Below are 20,990 nucleotides of genomic sequence, written 5' to 3' on the forward strand. Positions count from 1 at the left end.
GGCCGAAGGCCTGCTTTTGTTGGTCGATACCGAAAATTACCGGCGGGCGCGAACCGGCTCGCGGCTCTCTTTCTCTTTTTCCTTTTTTTCCGGTTCTTTGGCCGCTTCCCGGATGGCATCGACCTTGACCAGTCCCAACTGTTCCCGGATTTTGAGCCGGATATCCTCGGCGATGACCGGATTGTCCCGCAAAAACTGGCGGGCCTGCTCCCGCCCCTGCCCTATCCGCTCGTTGCGATAGGTATACCAAGCCCCCGATTTCTCAATGACCGGCGTGGCCCCTTCTTTAAGCGGGGTGGACCCCAAGTCCAAAAGTTCCCCCTCGCGCGAGATGCCGACCCCGTAAATGATGTCAAATTCCGCTTCGCGGAACGGGGGGGCGACTTTGTTTTTCACCACCCGCACCCGGGTGCGGGAACCGATGACGGTATCCCCTTCCTTGATGGAGGCGATGCGGCGGATATCCAGCCGGACGGAGGAGTAAAACTTGAGCGCGTTGCCGCCCGTGGTGGTCTCCGGGTTGCCAAACATGATCCCGATTTTCATCCGAATCTGGTTGATGAAAATCACGCAGCATTTCGATTTGCTGATGGTGCCGGTCAGCTTGCGCAAGGCCTGCGACATCAAGCGGGCCTGCAGCCCCATTTGCGGCTCCCCCATCTCCCCTTCGATTTCGGCTTTGGGCACCAAGGCCGCCACCGAGTCGATGACCACCACATCCACGGCCCCGGAGCGGACCAACGTGTCGGTGATTTCCAAGGCCTGCTCCCCCGTGTCGGGCTGGGAGAGAAGCAAACTGTCCAAATCCACCCCCAGCTTGCGGGCGTAGTCGGCATCCAAAGCATGTTCGGCGTCGATGAAGGCGACCGTGCCTCCCAGCCGCTGGGCCTCGGCGATAATCTGCAAGGACAGGGTGGTTTTACCGGAGGCCTCCGGGCCGAAAATCTCAATCACCCGGCCGCGCGGCACGCCGCCCACCCCCAAGGCATAGTCGAGGGCGATGGAGCCGGTGGAAATCGCCGGTATTCGTTGCGTCGGCGCTTCCCCCAAGCGCATAATCGATCCCTTGCCGTACTGCTTTTCAATCTGCAGGACCGCCTGTTCCAGAGCTTTTTTCTTTTCCCCAATCCCGTCGGTGGCCATTACTCCTCCTTTATGAATGCCCTCAAGTGCTTACTTCGCCAACTCAAAACGCTCCAGCGGCGTATAAACCGAACCCCCCGGCGCCAGCTCGCTTTGGTACAAAACCACTTCCGATACGATAATACCCTGGGCCTCAAAAGTGCAAGTACGTATTTTGGCCAAAAGCCGCTCCGAAAGATGGGAATCCTTGACCCGCCCCACGGTCAAATGGGCCGAAAACGCCCGCTCATCAGACGGAAAACCAAGCGGGACGGTCGCCTCTTCCACTCTTTGAGCCAGTTCAGAAAGTTCTGCCTTGCCCTCCGACACGCCAATCCAGACAACGCGCGCCCGGTTGAGGTTGGGAAAAGCCCCGGCGCCGGAAAGGGAAACGGTGAATGCCTTTGAACCATTCAAACCTGCCGCCAGGTTTTTCTTCAACCCCTCCAATTTTTCCAGCGGGGTTTCACCCAAAAATTTGAGTGTGAGATGCAAATTCTCTTTTTTGACCCAGCCGACTTTATCCCGCTCCCGCCGCCAGTCGTCGATCAATTTTCCCAGCGAGCTTTTGACTTCAGCCGGAAAGGGGACGGCCACGAAAAGGCGCATTATTTCAGTTTTCCAAGCAAATACAGGCGAATCATGTTCAACGCCGCCTGGGAGGCACGTATTCTATTTATTTCCCGGTCGCCGGAAAAAATGAACTTTTGCACCCAATAACTCTTGCGGTCGGCCAAACCAATATAGGTGAGCCCCACCGGCTTTGCCGCCGAGCCGCCCCCCGGCCCGGCGATGCCGGTGACGCCGATGCCGATGTCTACTTTTGCCATTTTTCGCACCCCTTTGGCCATCCGCTCCGCCACTTCAGCGCTTACTGCACCAACGGTTTTGAAAAGTTTCCGCGGTACACCCAAAAGCTCGTGTTTTGCCTCGTTGGCATAAGTGACCATTCCCCGCTCAAAATAGTCCGAGCTGCCGGGAACGTCGGTAATTCGTTTGGCGACCAGCCCCCCCGTGCAGGATTCCGCCGCCGCCAGCTTCTTCTTCCCCTTCAAAAGGAGCTGACCGACTATTTCCTCCATGGAGGTTTCCCCTTCGGCATACAGAAAATCCTCCAAGAGCGGCCGGATTTTGGCCAGCTTTTCGTTCAAAATTTTTTCCGATTCCTCCCTCTCCCGACCGAAAACTTCGAGGCGCAAATCGACCCCATAGTACGAAGGCAAAAAAGCGAAATGCAGCCCCTCCCCTTCCGGAATGACCCGCTGGATTTTTTCGTAGAGGGCCGATTCAGCGATGCCGGTGGTGCGCAGCCGGCGGCGGACCACGGCGGCGGAAACGCTCATCGTTTCCCGCAGGTAGAGAATCACTTCCTCCTCGAAGATACCCTTCATCTCTTTGGGCACACCGGGGAGTGCAATCAGCCGCTTGTCCCCTTCCTCGATTAAAATCCCCGGGGCCGTACCGTAATTGTTGGCAAACCATTTTGCCCCGGAGGGCAGAAGGGCCTGGTTCTGGTTTACAAGGGGCATCTTTTCCCCGCGGCGGCGGAAGCGCTCCTCCACTTTTTTCAAAATCTCTTCATGCAGGACGAGCGGCTTTCCCAAAACACGCGCTAAGGCCTTTTTGGTAACATCATCGTTGGTCGGCCCGAGCCCGCCGGTGCAGATGATGAAGTCAACCCGCCGCCGGGCCTCCTCTATCGCCTCGGCGATCGGTTCGACAGCATCCGGCACCGTCGCTCGGCGGGAAACGAGCACCCCGAACTCGGACAACCGTTCGGCCAGATAAGCCGAATTGGTGTCCAAGGTTGCGCCGGAGAGCAACTCGTTGCCGATGGTTATGATTTCCGCTTTCATTTATTTCAACACGCCCCGTAGAAGTGGCGCGTTTTTGACCAGATAGTCCACTCCGGTGGCGACGGATAGAAGCATGGCGGCAAAGACCAGCCCGTTGAAACTCTTGAACGTCCACTCCGAGGAAAAAATGGCCCAGTTGTGGCCGTTCGGCACCAACCAGATCTTCAACGTGGTGAATAGCAGAATCAAAGCGATCGTCGTCATTTCCAGAACGGTTTTGATCTGCGCCCAAAAGGAAGGGGTGATTACGATTCCCTTGTAAGCGGCCAAAAGCCGCAGCCCGGTGACCATAAACTCGCGAAAAATAATGACTACAACCATCCAGGCCTTGACATAGCCCAAAGCCACGAAAGAAATGAGGGCCGAGGTGACTAAGACCTTGTCCGCCAAGGGGTCCATGAATTTGCCGAACCCCGTGACCACCCCCGTCTTGCGGGCCAGATAGCCGTCGTATAAATCGGTCAGGGCCGCAGCCAGAAAAACGGCTAAAGCGGCCGTTTTGGCCCAGGCGGAATCGACCAAAAAAAAACCGACAAAAATGAAGGCCAAGATAATGCGGGCCAACGTCAATTGATTGGGAAGGTTCATACTTCTGGAGCAAAGTATGGATTTTGCCGGGGGGTGTCAACGCGGGGCGGCCGCAGGCGCCCGGGGCTCTCGGGGCTGGTCAAATTTCGGTCCTTATTGTATAAATTAGGGGGTTGATTTTATGGAAATCCATGATAAATTTTAACAGGGGCGAAAAACGGCGATTATCAAAGAAACCGGAGGTTGCGGGTGAGCTTTTTTGATAAGAAAACGAGAATTTATGGACCGGTCGTTCTTTCAGGCAAAAATGGCTTCGGTCTTTCCGGTTTGTTTTTACTTTTTTTTTCCGTTGCCCTCTTTCACAATGAAGTGCAAAGCCAAATCTCCCCGCGGCAAACGCCGACACAAGCCGAACGAGCAAAAGCCGCGGCCAAGCCGTTGGTGGTAGACAAACAGCTTTTTTTTCAAAGGGCTGCCTTGGGAACAATCACCGCGATTCACCTGGCAAAAACGCCCGCGGATTCCCAAACCGCTTTTTGGATTGCAGCGGAACGAGGGGCCGTATCGGTTACCGACTCCGGCAAACCCCTGCTTTCCGTCCGCTTTGAGCGGATGGGAGGAAAGGTCTCGCCCGTGGATTTGGAAGGGGACGGGAACTTCGAATTTCTAAGCCGGGGTGGGGGGCAGGAGGAAGCTTGCCTGTACAACCGCGAGGGTGGGCGGCTCTGGAAATACGGATTGGGAACGGATCCGGCCGTCCGGGAGGCGGCTTGCGGGGATCTGGACGGAGATGGCTGGTCGGAATGCGTACTGGCGATGAAAGGGAACGGGGGGCTGCGCCTGCTGGATAGAAACGGCCGCTTGCGCTGGACAGAACCGGAACAAAACGTATGGAATATTGAAATTTTGGATTGGGATGGAAATGGGAAAAATGAGATTGTGTATTCCAACTTCGCCGGACAATTGAGGATTCGGGACGGCGACGGCAAAATCCGGACGGAGTTGCCCGGGAACAATTACATAACCCTGTTCAGCCTGTGCCGCTGGCCGGACGCTGACAGCGGATGGTTTATCTTGAGCAACAACAAGTTTTCAGGAATCCAGCTTTATGATTTCAAAGGAAAGCACGTTGATTCCGTTCCTGCTCCGGTCAAAGGATATGAGGTTCTCGGCACACCCGTGCGTTTCGAGGCGGACGGATTGTACTATTTCGCCCTTCTGGTTTGCAATTCCACCCCGCGCCGCGACAGCCATCTTTTTATCTACAACCCGGAAAAGGAAATTATTTACCAGGAGAAATTTTTTCCTCCGCTGGCGGCTTTGCGGGCGGTGCGGGATGAGGGAACGGGCGAAGAATTCCTCTTGGTGGGGGAAGGGGAAGGGCGGGTCTGGAAGTACCGGCTGGTGCCAGCGGGAACAAGGGACTCTCACTAATCTCAAACCGCCGCCGGGCAAACAGTTTGCTTTGTCCATCCCCCTTTTTTATCTTGCACCACCTGACAGTTTTATAGAGAATGAAAAATTTACGACCCGAAGATATTAAAATCATCGTCGCCACGGATTGCGGCTCCACCACCACCAAAGCGATTCTCATCGAAAAGGAAGCGGATGGAAGCTACCGGCTGAAGGTGCGCGGAGAGGCCCCCACCACGGTGGAGGCCCCTTTTGAGGACGTGACGATGGGGGTTTTGAACGCCATTGCCGAGGTAGAGGAGCTTTCCGGTCGTAAAATACTGGACGAGAACGGAAAGATTATCTCCCCCGCAAAAGGGAACGTGGGAACCGATATCTACATTTCCACCTCCTCGGCCGGCGGCGGGCTGCAGATGATGGTGGCGGGAGTGGTTCGCTCAATGACCGCCGAGTCGGCCGAGCGGGCGGCTTTGGGGGCCGGGGCCATCGTGATGGACGTGATTTCTTCCAACGACCGGCGGCTTCCCCACCAGCAGATTGAACGTATCCGCCACCTGCGCCCGGACATGATTCTGCTTTCCGGCGGGGTGGACGGCGGCACCACCACCCACGTGGTGGAGCTGGCGGAACTTATCTCGGCGGCCGACCCCCGCCCGCGGCTGGGAACGGGTTACAAGCTGCCGGTGATTTATGCCGGCAATACCGACGCGCGGCCTCCGATCAAAGAAGCCTTGGCCCAGAAGACCGATTTGGTAATTGTGGACAATCTCCGCCCCGTTCTGGAGCGGGAAAACCTGCTTCCCGCCCGGGAAAAAATTCACGACTTGTTTATGGAGCACGTGATGGCCCAGGCTCCCGGCTACCGCAAGTTGATGGAATGGACGGACGCCCCGATTATGCCCACCCCTGGCGCGGTTGGCTTGATTATGAAAAAAATCGCCGATTTGGAAAAAATCGAAGTGGTCGGCGTGGACATCGGCGGCGCCACGACCGACATTTTCTCCGTCTTTCAAGGGGTTTTCAACCGCACGGTCTCTGCCAATCTGGGAATGAGCTATTCGATTTCAAACGTTTTTGCCGAGGCCAAGCTGGAAAACGTGATGCGCTGGGTGCCCTTCCCGATGGAGGAGCGGGATCTGCGCAACCGGGTGAAAAACAAAATGATCCGCCCCACCACCATCCCGCAGGAAATGGAGGAACTGATTTTCGAACAGGCGATCGCCAAGGAGGCCTTGCGGCTGGCCTTCATCCAGCACAAATCGTTCGCCACCACGCTGAAAGGGGTGCAGCAGCAACGCACGATTGCCGAGGCGTTCGAGCAGACCGCCTCCGGGCAGACCATCGTCAATATGATGGACTTAGATATGCTGATCGGCTCCGGGGGGGTGCTTTCCCACGCCCCGCGGCGCAATCAGGCGGCGATGATGCTGATTGACGCCTTTATGCCGGAGGGAATCACTCGCCTCGCCGTCGATTCGATTTTTATGATGCCCCAGCTGGGCGTTTTGACCGAGGTGCACCCCCAGGCGGCGCTGGAGGTTTTCAACAAGGATTGTTTGATTCATCTGGGTACGGCAATTGTGCCGGTCGGACTGGAAAAAGAGGGAAAAAAGATTCTGGACTACAGCTTCACGATGCCTGACGGCAAAATTGAGTCCGGTGAACTGAAATTTGGCGAAATGAAGCTAATCCCGCTGGGCCTGGGTCCGGACGAACTTCCGCTGAAGGCCAAAGCAAGTTTGAGCCCGACGCGCCATTTCGATGTCGGCGCCGGGCCGGGGAAAAAATGGGAAGGGGAAATCTCCGGCGGGGTGACCGGGATTGTTTTGGACGGCCGCGGGCGTCCCTTCAATTTGCCGGTTGACCCCAAAGTCCGCGTCCCGAAGCTGAAGGAATGGATGCTCGCTTTGGGCTGTTATCCCAAGGAGATTTTGGAAAGAAAGTAACCCAATTCTACGCGTGAACGGGCTCAGGGGATGCGCCCTTTTTGTTTCAAATCCAAAAAGGAGGGAACCATGCAAAAATTGAGGATGAGTGTTGCCGCGGCCGCTGCTTTTCTTCTTGTTTTTCAGCTTGCAAATGCGAAAGTCGACACAACCCGCATTACCCGCAGCCGGGTGGCGGCCGCCCAGCAGTTGCTTGGTCTCAACTTTACCCGCGCCGAGCAGGACAGCATGCTCTCGGTCTTGAAAGAGTATTTGACCGACTATGATTCGCTGCGCAAGTTTACAATCCCAAACGGCCTGGCACCCGTTTTGGTCTTTGACCCCATTCCGACCGGTTTTGAATTCAAGCCGCGCTCAAAGCAAAACCGTTTAAGTCCAATCGGGCGGGTGAAAAGGCCGGAACGGATGGAGGATTTGGCCTTTTATTCCATCCGCGAACTGGGGGAACTCCTCCGCACCCGGCGGGTAACTTCCACGGAGCTGACCAAGTTTTTCCTGGAGCGGTTGAAGAAGTACAACCCGATGCTCTTGTGCGTGGTCAATCTGACGGAGGAACGGGCCCTGCAGGAGGCGGCCAAGGCCGATGAGGAAATCGCCGCCGGGCGCTACCGCGGCCCGCTGCACGGTATTCCCTACGGCGCCAAGGACATTCTGGCCGCCAAAGGATACCCCACCACTTGGGGCTCGCGCATTTTCAAAGACCAAATGATTGATGAGGATGCAACGGTGGTGAAAAAACTGGCGGATGCCGGCGCGGTGCTTGCTGCCAAACTGACCGTGGGCGAGTTCGCTTGGGGGGATGTTTGGTACGGCGGAATCACCCGCAATCCCTGGGACACGGCCCAGGGTTCCAGCGGCTCTTCGGCCGGCTCCGCTTCCGCCGTAGCATCCGGCTGTCTGCCGTTTGCCATCGGCACGGAGACCTGGGGTTCCATCGTTTCCCCCTCCAGCCGCTGCGGCGCCACCGGCCTGCGCCCGACTTTTGGACGGGTCTCCCGCGCCGGGGCGATGGCCTTAAGCTGGTCGATGGACAAAATCGGCCCAATTTGCCGGGCAGTGGAAGATTGCGCCATCGTTTTCGATGCCATTCTCGGCCCGGATGGAGTGGATCGGGCGGTTCGCGATTATCCCTTCAACTATTCGGCCAACATAAATTTAAAAAAGCTTCGCATCGGCTATTTGAAAAAGGATATGGATAAAGATACCGCCCACGCCGAATTCAACAACGCCGTTTTGGAGACGTTCCGGCAAATGGGGGTCACCCTGCACGAAATCGAACTCCCCAATCTGGGCATTTTCCCGATGTCGTTTATCCTTACGGCCGAGGCGGCGGCCGCTTTTGATGAAATCACCCGCTCCAATCAGGACGACCAAATGGTGCGCCAGATTAAGGATGCCTGGCCAAACTATTTCCGCGCCTCCCGTTTCATCCCGGCGGTGGAGTACATACAGGCCAACCGCCTGCGCCGACTGGTTATCGAGGAAATGGAAAAGTTGATGGACTCCATAGACGTGTATATCGCGCCGCCCTTCGAGGGAGACAATTTGCTTTTGACCAACCTGACCGGCCATCCCTGTGTGGTTTTGCCAAACGGGTTTGACAAGGAGGGCCATCCCACCAGCATCACGTTTATGGGGCGCTTATACGACGAGGCAACCGTTTTGGCCGTGGCGAAAGCATATCAGGACGCTACTGATTTTCATAGAAAGCATCCAACGGGATTTTGATTTGTAGGGGCACGATATATTGCGCCCCCGCCTAACGGATTGCTTTTCCCTCTCCATTCCGCTATGTTTTCTCCATAGGATTCGCTATGACCGACCTTTTTGAAAAGCCAAAGGAAAAGTATATGGCGTCCGAGCATGCCCCGCTGGCGGACCGGATGCGCCCGCAAACGCTTTCCGAATTCGTCGGCCAAAAGCAACTTTTATCCCCCGGCCAGCCGCTTTATGAGGCGATTGTAAACGACAAAATGAGCTCTGCCATCTTTTGGGGCCCGCCGGGGAGCGGCAAAACCACGCTCGCCTATCTCATTGCCGCCGCCAGCAAAGCGGAATTTTTGCGTTTTTCCGCCGTCACCGCCGGCATTAAGGAAATCAAGGATGTGATTGCCGACGTGGAAAAGCGGCAGGTGATGTACGGGCAGAAAACGATTTTATTCATCGACGAAATCCACCGCTTCAACAAGGCCCAGCAGGATGCCTTTCTCCCCTTTGTGGAAAAGGGGGTAATCATTTTGCTTGGCGCCACGACTGAAAATCCGAGTTTCGAGGTCAACTCGGCGCTCCTTTCCCGTTGCCGGGTTTTTGTCTTGAAGGAATTGACCAACGACGAGGTAAAAACGATTGCCCGGCGGGCGCTGACCGACAAGGAGCGGGGACTGGGAAAACACAATCTGAAAATTACCGATGAGGCCCTCGAACGGATTGCCATCTTTTCCGACGGGGATGCCCGCATCGCCCTTTCGCTTTTGGAATTCTGTCTGAACATCGTCGGCAAAAACGGCGAAATCACACCGGAAGTCATCGAGAAAGCGTCGCAGAAAAAGGCGTTGCGCTACGACAAGGCCGGAGAAGAGCATTACAATATCATCTCCGCCTTGCACAAATCGGTGCGGGATTCCGACCCGGACGGGGCGCTTTATTGGCTGGCGCGGATGCTGGCTTCCGGCGAGGACCCGCTCTATGTCGCCCGGCGGATGGTGCGGATGGCCTCCGAGGATATCGGTAACGCCGACCCGCAGGCGCTTTCCGTAATGCTGGCGGCCAAGGATGCTTATCACTTTTTAGGCACGCCGGAAGGGGAACTCGCTCTGGCTCAGGCCTGCATTTATCTGGCAACGGCCCCCAAGTCCAACGCCGTTTACGCCGCTTTTGGCAAGGTTGGCGAGGATGTGGAAAAAACCAAGGCCGAGCCGGTGCCGTTGCATATCCGCAACGCCCCGACCGGTTTGATGAAGGCCCTGGGGTACGGCGCGGGGTATAAATATGCGCATGATTATGAAGAGCATTTTGTGGCGCAGGACCATCTGCCCGATTCGCTGAAAGGGAGAAAGTATTACCATCCCTCGGAGCTCGGCTTTGAGAAGGAAATCAAGAATCGGATCGAGCGCTGGGAAGAGCTGAAGCAAAAAGCCATGGAAGACGGTAAAAAAAGGAAGAAAACATAGGCGGAGGGTTTCAAACCCGCCGTACGATAAAATGACCGATTACATCTCCCCTTCCGAAGAGCTGGCCGAGTGGGCCGGGGAATTATTGTGGAAATGCACCCGCTGCGGTTATCAGTGGCACCGCGACGAACTGGCGGCGCTACCCGAAAAATGCCCCTCCTGCGGCGCCCCCAAGACCGAATTCGTCCGCGTGGCGGAAGATTAGATAAAATTACAGAATTTTAGAGAATTTTTCCCTTAACCACCCACTAATTTGTTCCTTATGCATCGGCTCAGACTGCTCATAATGAAACTTTGGAAATAATTGCGGGATTGCATACTGCCCATAATATTTTGCCAATCGCCTTGAAGAAACAAGATTGTTGTTTAAAAATACATCGCCCAAAATATGCAATAAGAAAATGTGCTGGTAGTTTATTTTTTCAATATTCCCAAGGATATATGGGAGGTATTTTATCACATTGTGGTCGGCTGACCCGGCTTTATCAACTTCAATGAATATGGAAAAAATTGCGTCCTCTTTTCCAATTACCTTAACCGCCCTATCGGAATCGAAAAGCTGATTATTTTTGAGACCCAGGCAAGGAAGAGAATATTCATCATATAATAATTTTCCGAGTGGTTTAATTACCCCCTTGTTTTGAAGCTCTTCTAAAACGAGATCCACTTCCTTAATTCCCCAGTTCTGTTTCTTTTCAGATTTTCCACCCATCATTCCTCCTTCGAGCTCTTTTCAAGGTACACTGGAATCACTCTTTTTGTAAAACCACCTTCAAAAACGGCTCTTTTTCCCCCTCTGCGTCGAGGATGAAACTTTCAATGAAAAGATGGTCGGCGGAAAGAAAATTCCAGATTTCCTGCGTCTGGCCGGCGGGCTTGCCGGAGGGGTCTTTCTGCAGAAACTCCAATTTTCCTTCGGACAATTTCCCCTGCCCATGCACGTTGGTTTGGGTGTACACCAAGGACCAGATTTCCTTTTCCAATCTTAACTGAACCGGCGTATCCAGAACGGTGCCGGATTCGAAATAGGAAACCATACTGCCGGAAATTTGTACGGGCGAGGCATCCGCCGCCCCTGCGTCCTTTGCGGCAAACGTCAGCTCCACCCGGTAATTCTGAACCCCCGCCGGGGTGTAGATTTTTCCCGGGCCAGCCCAGCGGCCAAGCAGGCGGGCTAAAATGTCTGTAGCGGAAAAAGTTTTTTCGGCTTTAACCCGGCGCGAAAAAAGCCCCATTCCCTCTAAACGTCGCGAACCCAGGCCTTTTTGGCCATATCGGTTACGTAGCTGTCCACCTGCTCCAGCTTGGAGATTTGAAAGTGGCGGCTGTGCTTGCCGGATCCCAGGAGCCGCTTCTTCGGGTCGGTCATTTTGCTGCCGGTATGAAAACCCAAATTGACCCCTTCCTTGTAGGGCCAGATGTAGGCAAATAGCTCCTTGCGCCGGTAGTCGAAGGAAAGCCGGCCGACCGTTTCGACGATCCCCTTGTCGATTTTGGCCATCTCCTCCCGCAGGCGCTGGATAATTTCGGTTACTTCCCTGCTCCACCCCACCAACAACGTTTTCGGATCCCCAACAGTTTGCATGGGTACTCCTTTCACTTCAATATACCACATCGGCGGGCTGAAAGGGGAATTTCTGCCCCCAAGCGGATTCAGCCGCTGATGGTCTCCGGCGTCTTCTTGAACTGTCGGGCGACCCCGGTGCGCACGGCGGCATCCCGGACGGCCTCCGCCACGGCGTCCGCCACTTTCGGATGGAAAATGGAGGGGATTATGTCCTCCTCGTCTAGCGCCTGCTCCGGAATAAGGGAGGCAATGGCGTCCGCGGCGGCCAGTTTCATCGCCTCGTTGATTTCCCGCGCCTTGCAGGCCAAGGCCCCCTTGAAGATACCGGGGAAGCAGAGGGCGTTGTTAATCTGGTTGGGATAGTCCGAACGGCCGGTGGCCATAATCCGCACAAAAGGCCCGGCTTCCTCCGGCTGGATTTCCGGCACGGGGTTGGCGAGCGCAAAAACGATGGCATCTTTGGCCATTTTTTGGACCGCCTCCAGCGGGATTACCCCCGGGCCCGAAACACCCAAAAGAAAATCGGCCCCGGAAGCGACATCCAGAATCGAACCCTTGAGGTTTTCCGGGTTGGTGGTTTTGGCAATCTCCTCCTTGGCGGAATCCATATGCTCCTTGCGGCCACGATAGAGCGCCCCCACCCGGTCGCAAAGCACCACGTTTTTCAACCCTTTGGCTTGCAAAATCCTAACGCAGGCCACCCCGGCCGCGCCGGCACCGACCACCACCGTTTTCAAATTCTCCAGCTTTTTTCCCACCAATTTGAGCGCATTCTGCAATGCCGCCAGAACCACCACCGCCGTGCCGTGCTGGTCGTCGTGGAAAACGGGTATATCCAGTTCCTGCTTGAGCCGCGATTCGATATCGAAGCAACGGGGGGCGGAGATATCCTCCAAGTTGATACCGCCGAAGGCGGGGGAAATCGCCTTCACGATTTTCACAATCAAATCCGAATCCTTGGTGGCCAGACAAATGGGAAAAGCGTTCACGTCGGCGAAGCGCTTGAAAAGCTGGGCCTTTCCTTCCATCACCGGCAGGGCCGCTTCCGGGCCGATGTCCCCCAGTCCCAGAACCGCCGTGCCGTCGGTGACGATGGCCACGCAGTTGCCTTTTATCGTGTAGTGCCAGACCAATTCCGGCGTTTTGGCAATCGCTTCCGAAACACGCCCGACGCCGGGGGTGTAGGCGATGGACAAATCGCTCCGCTTGGAAATCGGGATTTTGCTGGTGATATCGATTTTCCCCTTGAGGTGCGCCAGAAAGGTCTGGTCGCTGGCGGCAATCAGCCAGGCGCCGGGGACGGCGGCAATGGCCGCCAGAATCTCTTTTTGGTGGGCGGCGTCCCGCGCTTCTATGCCGATATCCCGGATGGTGGTGTGGTTGGTGGTTTCGACGGTGTCCACGGCGCCGATGACCCCGCCTACTTTCGCGACCGCCGAAAGTAGCGAGGCCAGCCGCCCGGCTTTGTGTTCCAGCTCCACCCGCACGGTGAGCCCGAAGCTGGGGGAAGAGGTGAGTTCCATATTAGCTCCTTTTCATAACCCAAAAACCTCACAGTGGAGGACTTCAGTCCACCACTCAAACGGAATAAAAAGAGATTGGGAGATTAAATCCAGCCCTTATTTGGCCAACAAAAAAGCCCTGCTTTGGCAGGGCTTTTTTTCAAGAGAATTCCGAGGCTATCCCAACAGCCGCTCAATCTCCTCGGCGTGGCCGGTTTCGTCGGCGATAAGCTCTTCCAGCTTCACCTTCAAACCGACTTCCCCAAGCTCGTCCGCTTCCTTGACGCGCTCTTTATAGTTTTTAATGGCATCCAGCTCCATTTTCAGCTCCCGCTGGAGCGCTTTCTTCGCATCGTAAATCGGGGTGGGATAGGCCGGTTTGACCTCCGGCTTGCCCCCCAAAGCCACGATCTTATCCGCCAAAAGCTTGGCGTGTCCCAGCTCGTCGGTTACTTCCGCTTCAAAAACCTCGCGCGCCTCGTGCCCGCCAAAACCGGTCATTATCGAGGCCTCCAGCATATAGCGCATCACCGCTTCCAGTTCCCGGTTCATATCGGCGTTCAGTCCGGCAATCAGTTTTTTCTTGTCCATTTTCATCCTCCTTTAACGGGCGGCGTCACCCACCCTGATTGTAAGGGCGGGGCATGCCTCGCCCCTACGGGAATATAGAATAGGAAGGGCGTATGGCAATATGCCTATCGCGCGGTATTCCGCGGGTCGTCTTCCGGGTGGACGTAGGTGACGGAGGCGGGGCCGGAGACGTGTTGATAGAACATCGCGTCCGTTTTGGCCACCGCCCAATGGGCTTTTCCGGCCGGGATGAAGCCATAGGCACCGGATGTCAAAACCGTCCCCTTTTCCTGGTCAATTTTATCTCCGAATCCCACCACCACCGTGCCGGAAAGGAGCAGCACCGATTCGTCCTGCTCGTGAAAATGGGGCTTGAAAGCATATCCCCGCGGCACTTTGACGAACTGGGCATACGGCTCCGAGGCCGGAATGCCGTGAACCAAGGCGACTCTGGCCCCTTTCCGCACCCCCGCCGGCGGATTCAACCAGTTCAGCTCGTATGAATTCACCAGCAACGGCCGGGAGGGTGTCTCCACCTTTGGTATGGACGGCTCTTCTTGGGCAAAAAGAAGAAGGCCGGAACAAATTAAAATCGCAATGACGAGCGAAAACCAGATTAAGATTTTCTTTGGCAAATTTCCTCCTTTTTTTGTAGGGGCGAGGCATGCCTCGCCCTTACGGATATACATTTTACCGTGGGGACGTATTGCAATACGCCCCTACAGATTCTTCCTAACCAAAGGCCGGGAATAGGACTGCCGTTGGACGATTTTGAAACCGGCCTCTTCGAAGATTCTCAAAGGCCCCGTCCAGGACCAGGCCGCCGGCAGTTTCTTTCCCGTTTTGGTCAAGGGGACCGGATACCCTTCCAAAATCTTGGCTTTATGCTTTTTGGCCGCCTTTAAGGAGGCCGCCAAAAGCCCCCGGGCAATCCCTTTATTGCGAAAACCGGATTGAATGAAAAAACAGGGAAGCGACCAAACCTCGGCAAAATCTTCAACGGCATACGCCTTGGCCGTTTCGAGCCGTGGAAAATCGGTGCGCGGGCCAAAGGTGGCCCAACCAACCGGTTGACCGTTGGCGTAGGCCAAGATGCCACGCGCCTGACCTTTTTTCACCAAGCCCTGAAACATCTTTTTGGCTTTTGCGCCGCGCGTTTCCTGCCACAGCTTTCCCCCTTTGTGCAAGCGCCACCAGATGCACCAGCAACCGGCACAGCCACCGTTCGGGCCGAAAAGTTTCTCTACATCCTTCCAGAGCGTAGGTTTGAGCTCTTTGTACTCGATTTTCATAGAGCCGCAAAGAAATTAAGCAAACTGTTTTGGGTTGTCCATCGGACTTGACGTCACGTCGTCTGCTTTGTTTTTTTCGTCCCATGGCCAAGAAAACCGGAGTGGTTCTAGCGCTCTATCAGGTCGCGAGCGAAAATGAAAAGGCGTTTTTGAAGCTTTTGCCCAAAAAGAGGCGCTATTTTTTGAAGGCGGGCTACGCCACCCGCCGTGCCCCGATTTTACTCCGCAGCCGCCATAATCCGGAGATTTTCATCGAGATTTTCGAATGGAAGAGTCAAGATGCTGTGGCCAAAGCGCATCAAGACCCGAAGGTACGGGCCATTTGGGATGAAATGGACAAACTCTGCAAGAAAATCGGGCAGGGGCTGAACGAAGTTCCGGAATTCGCCACTCCATTCCCCCATTTTGATTCGGTGGATATCTACTGATTCTGTTCCCGGAGCGGGGGCTCCGGGCCACCCAATTAAATTACCAGCGTAACCTCTTAAATTATCAGGGTGGCCCACCAGCCCCTGCTGGTGGGTTAATCTTACGCCGCCACGGCGCCGTGGCATTTCTTGTATTTTTTGCCGGAGCCGCAAGGACAGGGGTCGTTGCGGCCGATTTTCGGCTCCACGCGCACCGGTTTCTGTTTTTCCTCTCCCGGTTCCGAAGAAGCCCCTTCACCCATCAAGCCCATCCCGGTCGCCTCGGCGTGAACCGCGCGCACCGCTTCCGGCCTCGGTCGGCGGGCCTCGCGCGGAGCTCCCACCTGCAGCTTGTAAATCAGCTCGACGGCTTCGCGGTCAATCGCCCCGACCATCTCCTCGAACATGCGGAAGGCCTCTTTTTTGTACTCGATTAAGGGATCCCGCTGGCCGTAGGCCCGCAGGCCGATGCCGGTGCGGAGCTGGTCCATTTCGTACAGATGCTCCCGCCAGCGCTCGTCGATGGTGGAGAGGAGGGCGAATTTTTCCAGCTGGCGCATCACCTCCGGGGTGATGGCCGCCTCTTTCGCCCGGTACACCTGCAGGGCCATCTCTTTTATCTTTTCCACCAGCGTGTCAAAATCCAGTTTGGCGATTTCCTCCTGGGAAATTTTCAAATCGACCAAAAAAGTGCGGCGCAAATCGTCTTTCAAGGCCGTCCAGTTCCAGTTTTCCGGAATCTCCTCCTTATTGCAGTGGGCAAAAACGATATTTTCGGCCACTTCCTCGATAAGCCCGGCGACTTCCTCTCCCAAATCCTCTTTTTCCAGAACCTCCAGCCGGCGGGCGTAAATCACTTCCCGCTGCTTGTTCATCACGTTGTCGTAATCCAACAGATGCTTGCGGATGGCGAAGTTTTGCATTTCCACCCGCTTTTGGGCCCGTTCTATCGCCTTGGTTACCATCCGGTGCTCGATGACTTCCCCTTCTTCCAATCCGAGCCGGTCCATCACCGAGGCAATCCGGTCGGAGCCGAAAAGCCGCATCAAGTCATCTTCCAGCGACAAATAGAAGCGGGAGGAACCGGGATCCCCCTGCCGGCCGGAGCGCCCGCGCAACTGGCGATCGATCCGCCGCGCCTCGTGCCGTTCGGTGCCGATGATGTGCAGCCCGCAGGGGACCTTGGCGTAGCAGTCCAGCTCTTTCAAATGGGGACAGGGTTCAACGTCCGGGTCGGTGTCGATTAGGGCGCAGTGGGGATGCTTGACCACGCCGGGGCCCAGTTTGATGTCCGTGCCGCGCCCGGCCATATTGGTGGCGATGGTGACGGCGCCCGGCTGCCCGGCGCGGGAGACGATTTCCGCTTCCTGCTGGTGGTATTTGGCGTTCAAAACCGAATGTACAATCCCCTGCCGCTTGAGCATCCGCGACAAGGTTTCGGAAACGTCCACGGAGGTGGTGCCGACCAGAACGGGGCGCCCTTTTTGATGATATTCGGCAACTTCTTCGATGATGGCGTTGTATTTTTCCCGCTTGGTGCGGAAGACCTGGTCGTCGTAGTCGATTCGCCGCACCGGTTTGTTGGTCGGGATGGAGGTGACGTCCAGCTTGTAAATTTCGAAAAACTCCCCCGCCTCCGTGACCGCCGTGCCGGTCATTCCGCCTAACTTGCTGTAGAGCCGGAAGAAATTTTGCAAGGTGACGGTGGCCAAAGTCTGCGTTTCCCCCTCGACTTTCACCCCTTCTTTGGCTTCGATGGCTTGGTGCAGGCCGTCCGAATAGCGCCGTCCCGGCATCAAGCGGCCGGTGAACTCGTCCACGATTAAAATCTTGCCGTCCTGCACCACGTACTCCACGTCCTTTTCGAAAAGGGCGTAGGCCTTCAAAAGCTGGCTGATGTTGTGCACTTTTTCCGAGCGCTCGGCGTGCAGGGCGTAGAGTTTTTCCTTGCGCAATTGCTTTTCCCGCTCGGAAAGTTCCTCGTTCCCCTCGATTTCCGAAAGCCCCTCGGTGATGTCCGGGATGACGAACAGCTTCTGGTCTTCCGGCGAAAGCAGGGCGCGCCCCATTTCGTTCAACTCGCAGGTGTTTTCCCGCTCGTCAATGGAGTAGTAGAGCAAATCGTCAATTTCGTGCAGTTTTTTGTCCCGCAGGTAATCGGTCTCGACCCGGTGGATGAGCTTTTTTATCCCCGGCTCTTTCCCCAACTTCAAAAACTTTTTGTTTTTCGGCGCGCCGCGCTGCACGGCCAACAATTTGATACCGGCCTCGTATTCCTTTTCGCCGTCGCCGGTTTTCAAAAGCTCTTCCGCTTCGGCAATCAGCTTGTTGGTCAAAAGGGTTTGCCTTTTGACCACCTGCTCGACTAACGGTTTCATCTCGCCGTAGCGGCTGGTGGAATGGGTGACCGGGCCGGAGATGATGAGCGGGGTGCGCGCTTCGTCGATTAAAACCGAGTCCACCTCGTCCACGATGGCGTAGTGGAATCCACGCTGGACACGGTCTTCCAGCCGGACGGACATATTGTCCCGCAGGTAGTCGAAACCGAACTCGTTGTTGGTGCCGTAGGTGATGTCGCAGTCGTATTGAATTCTGCGCGTGGCCGGGTCCATTTCGTTCTGGATGCAGCCGACCGTCAAACCGAGGGATTGAAAGACCGGCCCCATCCATTCCGAGTCGCGCCGGGCCAGATAGTCGTTGACCGTGACCAAGTGCGCCCCCTTGCCTTCGAGGGCGTTCAGATAAAGGGGCAGGGTGGCCACCAAGGTTTTTCCTTCGCCGGTCGCCATTTCGGCGATTTTCCCCTGATGCAAAACGATGCCGCCGATAAGCTGAACGTCGAAGGGAATCATCTCCCAGCTGATGGGCATTCCCACCACCGGCCAGCTCTTGCCGCAAAGCCGCCGGCAGGCCTCCTTGACCGCCGCAAACGCCTCCGGCAAGAGGTCATCCAGTGTTTCCCCTTCTTCAAGCCGCTTTTTGAACTCGCCAGTCTTGTCCGCCAACTGCGTGTCGGACAAATCCTTAAGGGTTGGATAGATTTCGTTAATCTGTTCCACGAGCGGCATAATTTTTTTGATATCCCGCTCGTGCTTGGTGCCAAAAATGGCCGTAATCAAATTCATTATCATCGGTTTTTATACGCTCCAAGGTTTAAGTAACGATTTCTTAAGGGGAAAAACAAGGGGAGAGGGGAAAAGGTTCCTTTGGGCTTTTCTGACTTACTCACTCATGCTCAAGAGGGCCGGGTAGGTGAGACTTCAGTTGAAGAGCTTCGTCGTGCGTGTAGTAATTGAATTCTTAAATCTGAAGGAATCTCTTTATCGTTAACCAAACGAATATCAACATTTTTCGGCAACCGGCCTTTGTTGTGCTCCTTCTTACAAAGATCAAACATGTCTTGTTCGGTAAATACTAAAACCGGACTCTGGGCACCCGATAGGAGTAGAAAAAGCGCGTCAGCACGAATTTTTTGCAGTTTACCAGAACCACCCTTTCCAGAAACAGTTTTTGCATGGCTGGTTGATATGGTTACCAGCACATTTCCATCCTCGCTTACCGCATCGAATTCAAATTTACCTCCTGACAATAATTGCCGTTGTTTCTTGTAAAACTTTTGCCCGAATTGTTTAGGTAGCCAATTTTCTCGTAACCATTTCTCCACTTCGAGTTGTACCTCTGTATTTGCCATAATCTTGCTATTTTTAACAGTGCTTTAGTACTGCTTTACCAAGTTTCCTTCAGTTTGAGATGAATTGTGGCTCTGCCAGCGGGTTCGTCCCAACTTAGCACTACACTTTTCTCATATTTGGGCCCTACGATGTGCAATTCTCCTGGCCGATAAGACACCTGTCTCCCAAACAGATCTTGAGACCCCAATGGCCTCATGCTAAAAATTAATTCGAATCCGCAAATCCAAAATATAATACCTGTGATTTGATCCCCTTGACCAAATGGTCGGAGAGTTACGCCCATTCGACCACTAAATTCAGTACCCTTTGAACAGCAAACGTATAAACCCTGTCCTAATTCGAAACCTCTTAATCCGAACAAAACTTCAACCCACTTGTTGGGAATCTCCAACTTTACAGATGGGTCAAGTTTTAGGCTGTTTGACGCAATAAGTCCGCACAGAAACTTCAGCGACCAACGCTCTATATCGTGTCCATTAAATAGGCAAATAGTATCTTGAGTATTTCCGGCTAGGTTATCAAAGGCTCTAAAAAATTTTCCTGCTTTTGAGTCTAGTATCGAAAGAGATGCGTTGTGTCTTTCGCAAAGAATGCGCGCAGTAAGGGCTGTAGGTGGGAGCGATTGCAAATCCTCGTTTTTTTGCCACCGCAAGCCACCCACCCTAAGCCCACCGCGTTCCTTTTGATTCAAGATATTCAGGATATTTTCGGAAAGATAGTGCTCGTTCGAAAGTTTTCCTCCGCAATCATTAAGGAGCGTTGCATAACATCCTTCTCGCGAATAACCAGTTTTTGAATCTGGAGGAATAGTCGAAGCAGCCTTGGTCGCAATACCGCCGGGTGTTAGACAGCAAGAATTGGTTGGCAAACCACTTTCACATGGGCAAGGGGCTTTAAGAGGAAGGTCAAAGGAAACTACATTGTCCCGCTCGGTTCGAAAGGGTCGTTGGTTGATTTGCTCTGGCTCGTGTAGCATTGCTTCTTAATATAATAGTTATTTTTCTCCCTTCTACAAACTCGAAAACACCCGATAAGGAAAGGAACCAAAAGATTCCAAAGAAAAAGCCCGGGCGGGATTAATTTCGAACCCGCTCGGGCCCGTTAGGATGAATAGTGCGCGTAGGTTTTACTTGGTCAGCTTCGCCAATTCCTCTGCGGTAATCCGACGAAACGAAAAACGGTAACCGGCATATACGGCCAGCCCGTAAAACAGAAGGTCCATCGGCTGGAAAGTCACTTTCATCAGACTGGTCACGACCTCCGGATTCAAGCTGGAAAGCACCTGCGAAAAGGGAACTTGCTGCTGCTGGGAGATCATAATGCAGGTGGCCAGTAAATTTCCGGCCGCACATCCCAGAACCGAAATTGCGGCGCCGGCAATTCCAAAGGATTTGTCGATTCCTTTTCCGAACGTCCGCACGGCCATCCCCACTAAAAAGCCAACCCCGATGGCCATCCAGCCGATTTGATATTTGGTCAGCGCGGTGATAACTCCCCAAACGCCGGCCCCCACGATGGCGGCGGCAAGGCCGGCCAAGGTGCCGGACAACAAGCTTTGATTCTCTTTTATCTCCTGTATAAACCGCTGCAGGCGCAACGGGTCGATTTCAGGCGCTGTATTTGGTGTTTTTGTTTCGGTCTCTGTGCTCATTGTTCCCCCCCTTGTTAAAAGGTCACTTTCACAAATTATATCGACAAATACAGCCGCTTTTTGAGCTTTAAACTCGACCGGGCAGGGCTTATTTTAGAGATTCGAAAACACCCGATACACCACTTGATTATGCGGCGGGGTGGCGATGCGCACTTAAATCACAAAAACAAACTGGAGCCGAGGGGAGTCGAACCCCTGACCTGTACGTTGCGAACGTACCGCTCTCCCAGCTGAGCTACGGCCCCAAAGATGTGAGAAATATACGCGCCCCAGT

21 protein-coding genes and 1 tRNA gene are annotated in these 20,990 nt (G+C 54.7%); 6 read left to right on the forward strand and 16 right to left on the reverse strand.

What is annotated here, in order from left to right; all coding sequences use genetic code 11:
- Positions 1–36: 36 nt before the first annotated feature.
- Genes recA through pgsA form a run of 4 tightly spaced genes read right to left on the reverse strand, consistent with a single transcriptional unit; the run spans position 37 to position 3,566 of the window.
- Positions 37–1,143 (reverse strand): recombinase RecA, encoded by a 1,107-nt coding sequence (gene recA / locus VNL73_06035; protein ID HXF48967.1) that lies wholly within the window; start codon positions 1,141–1,143, stop codon positions 37–39.
- A gap of 30 nt (positions 1,144–1,173) precedes the next feature.
- On the reverse strand, positions 1,174–1,731 hold the full coding sequence (thpR, locus tag VNL73_06040) for an RNA 2',3'-cyclic phosphodiesterase (protein ID HXF48968.1): 558 nt from the start codon (positions 1,729–1,731) through the stop codon (positions 1,174–1,176).
- The gene (locus tag VNL73_06045) at positions 1,731–2,978 is read right to left on the reverse strand and encodes a competence/damage-inducible protein A (GenBank protein HXF48969.1); all 1,248 of its coding nucleotides are present in this window, start codon (positions 2,976–2,978) and stop codon (positions 1,731–1,733) included. Before VNL73_06045 ends, thpR begins: the two co-directional genes overlap by 1 nt.
- Positions 2,979–3,566, reverse strand: a complete 588-nt coding sequence (pgsA, locus tag VNL73_06050; GenBank protein HXF48970.1) for a CDP-diacylglycerol--glycerol-3-phosphate 3-phosphatidyltransferase — start codon at positions 3,564–3,566, stop codon at positions 2,979–2,981. It abuts the gene before it with no gap.
- 189 nt (positions 3,567–3,755) lie between these two features.
- Here pgsA and VNL73_06055 point away from each other — a divergent pair, with 189 nt between their 5' ends.
- The 5 genes from VNL73_06055 (at position 3,756) to VNL73_06075 (ending at position 10,240) form a co-directional block, all read left to right on the forward strand.
- On the forward strand, positions 3,756–4,940 hold the full coding sequence (locus VNL73_06055; protein HXF48971.1) for a VCBS repeat-containing protein: 1,185 nt from the start codon (positions 3,756–3,758) through the stop codon (positions 4,938–4,940).
- A gap of 80 nt (positions 4,941–5,020) precedes the next feature.
- A complete protein-coding gene (locus VNL73_06060) occupies positions 5,021–6,865 on the forward strand; it encodes a glutamate mutase L (GenBank protein HXF48972.1) in 1,845 nt (614 codons plus the stop codon).
- Between the two features lie 69 nt (positions 6,866–6,934).
- Positions 6,935–8,593 carry an amidase gene (locus VNL73_06065; GenBank protein ID HXF48973.1) on the forward strand — a complete coding sequence of 553 codons (1,659 nt, stop codon included), beginning with the start codon at positions 6,935–6,937 and terminating at the stop codon, positions 8,591–8,593.
- A gap of 86 nt (positions 8,594–8,679) precedes the next feature.
- Positions 8,680–10,035: a replication-associated recombination protein A gene (locus VNL73_06070; protein HXF48974.1), complete on the forward strand. Its 1,356-nt coding sequence runs from the start codon at positions 8,680–8,682 to the stop codon at positions 10,033–10,035.
- A gap of 31 nt (positions 10,036–10,066) precedes the next feature.
- A complete protein-coding gene (locus VNL73_06075) occupies positions 10,067–10,240 on the forward strand; it encodes a hypothetical protein (GenBank protein HXF48975.1) in 174 nt (57 codons plus the stop codon).
- Positions 10,241–10,246: 6 nt separating this feature from the next.
- Here the strand turns inward: VNL73_06075 and VNL73_06080 are convergent, their stop codons facing one another.
- From VNL73_06080 to VNL73_06110, 7 genes are all read right to left on the reverse strand, one after another.
- A complete protein-coding gene (locus tag VNL73_06080) occupies positions 10,247–10,750 on the reverse strand; it encodes a hypothetical protein (protein HXF48976.1) in 504 nt (167 codons plus the stop codon).
- A gap of 34 nt (positions 10,751–10,784) precedes the next feature.
- Positions 10,785–11,270: a hypothetical protein gene (locus tag VNL73_06085; GenBank protein HXF48977.1), complete on the reverse strand. Its 486-nt coding sequence runs from the start codon at positions 11,268–11,270 to the stop codon at positions 10,785–10,787.
- Between the two features lie 5 nt (positions 11,271–11,275).
- Positions 11,276–11,620 carry a DUF1801 domain-containing protein gene (locus VNL73_06090; GenBank protein ID HXF48978.1) on the reverse strand — a complete coding sequence of 115 codons (345 nt, stop codon included), beginning with the start codon at positions 11,618–11,620 and terminating at the stop codon, positions 11,276–11,278.
- A 68-nt stretch (positions 11,621–11,688) separates the two neighbouring features.
- Entirely contained in the window at positions 11,689–13,125 is a 1,437-nt protein-coding gene (locus VNL73_06095; GenBank protein HXF48979.1) for an NAD-dependent malic enzyme, read from the reverse strand.
- A gap of 156 nt (positions 13,126–13,281) precedes the next feature.
- Positions 13,282–13,695 (reverse strand): ferritin-like domain-containing protein, encoded by a 414-nt coding sequence (locus tag VNL73_06100; protein ID HXF48980.1) that lies wholly within the window; start codon positions 13,693–13,695, stop codon positions 13,282–13,284.
- Positions 13,696–13,799: 104 nt separating this feature from the next.
- Positions 13,800–14,309 (reverse strand): cupin domain-containing protein, encoded by a 510-nt coding sequence (locus VNL73_06105; GenBank protein ID HXF48981.1) that lies wholly within the window; start codon positions 14,307–14,309, stop codon positions 13,800–13,802.
- Positions 14,310–14,393: 84 nt separating this feature from the next.
- Entirely contained in the window at positions 14,394–14,966 is a 573-nt protein-coding gene (locus VNL73_06110; protein ID HXF48982.1) for a GNAT family N-acetyltransferase, read from the reverse strand.
- Between the two features lie 83 nt (positions 14,967–15,049).
- On the opposite strand from VNL73_06110, the gene VNL73_06115 reads away from it, so the two are divergent.
- The gene (locus tag VNL73_06115; protein ID HXF48983.1) at positions 15,050–15,394 is read left to right on the forward strand and encodes a hypothetical protein; all 345 of its coding nucleotides are present in this window, start codon (positions 15,050–15,052) and stop codon (positions 15,392–15,394) included.
- 101 nt (positions 15,395–15,495) lie between these two features.
- Here the strand turns inward: VNL73_06115 and secA are convergent, their stop codons facing one another.
- The 5 genes from secA to VNL73_06140 form a co-directional block, all read right to left on the reverse strand.
- The gene (gene secA / locus VNL73_06120) at positions 15,496–18,504 is read right to left on the reverse strand and encodes a preprotein translocase subunit SecA (GenBank protein HXF48984.1); all 3,009 of its coding nucleotides are present in this window, start codon (positions 18,502–18,504) and stop codon (positions 15,496–15,498) included.
- A gap of 104 nt (positions 18,505–18,608) precedes the next feature.
- Positions 18,609–19,064 (reverse strand): hypothetical protein, encoded by a 456-nt coding sequence (locus VNL73_06125; GenBank protein ID HXF48985.1) that lies wholly within the window; start codon positions 19,062–19,064, stop codon positions 18,609–18,611.
- A 35-nt stretch (positions 19,065–19,099) separates the two neighbouring features.
- Entirely contained in the window at positions 19,100–19,933 is an 834-nt protein-coding gene (locus VNL73_06130) for a hypothetical protein (protein ID HXF48986.1), read from the reverse strand.
- Between the two features lie 258 nt (positions 19,934–20,191).
- Complete coding sequence (locus VNL73_06135) at positions 20,192–20,716, reverse strand: hypothetical protein (GenBank protein HXF48987.1); 525 nt, start codon at positions 20,714–20,716, stop codon at positions 20,192–20,194.
- Positions 20,717–20,888: 172 nt separating this feature from the next.
- Positions 20,889–20,961: transfer RNA gene (locus tag VNL73_06140), tRNA-Ala, on the reverse strand.
- Between the last annotated feature and the right edge of the window lie 29 nt (positions 20,962–20,990).

Source organism: Verrucomicrobiia bacterium, from assembly GCA_035574275.1.
Taxonomy (GTDB): domain Bacteria; phylum Zixibacteria; class MSB-5A5; order DSPP01; family DSPP01; genus DSPP01.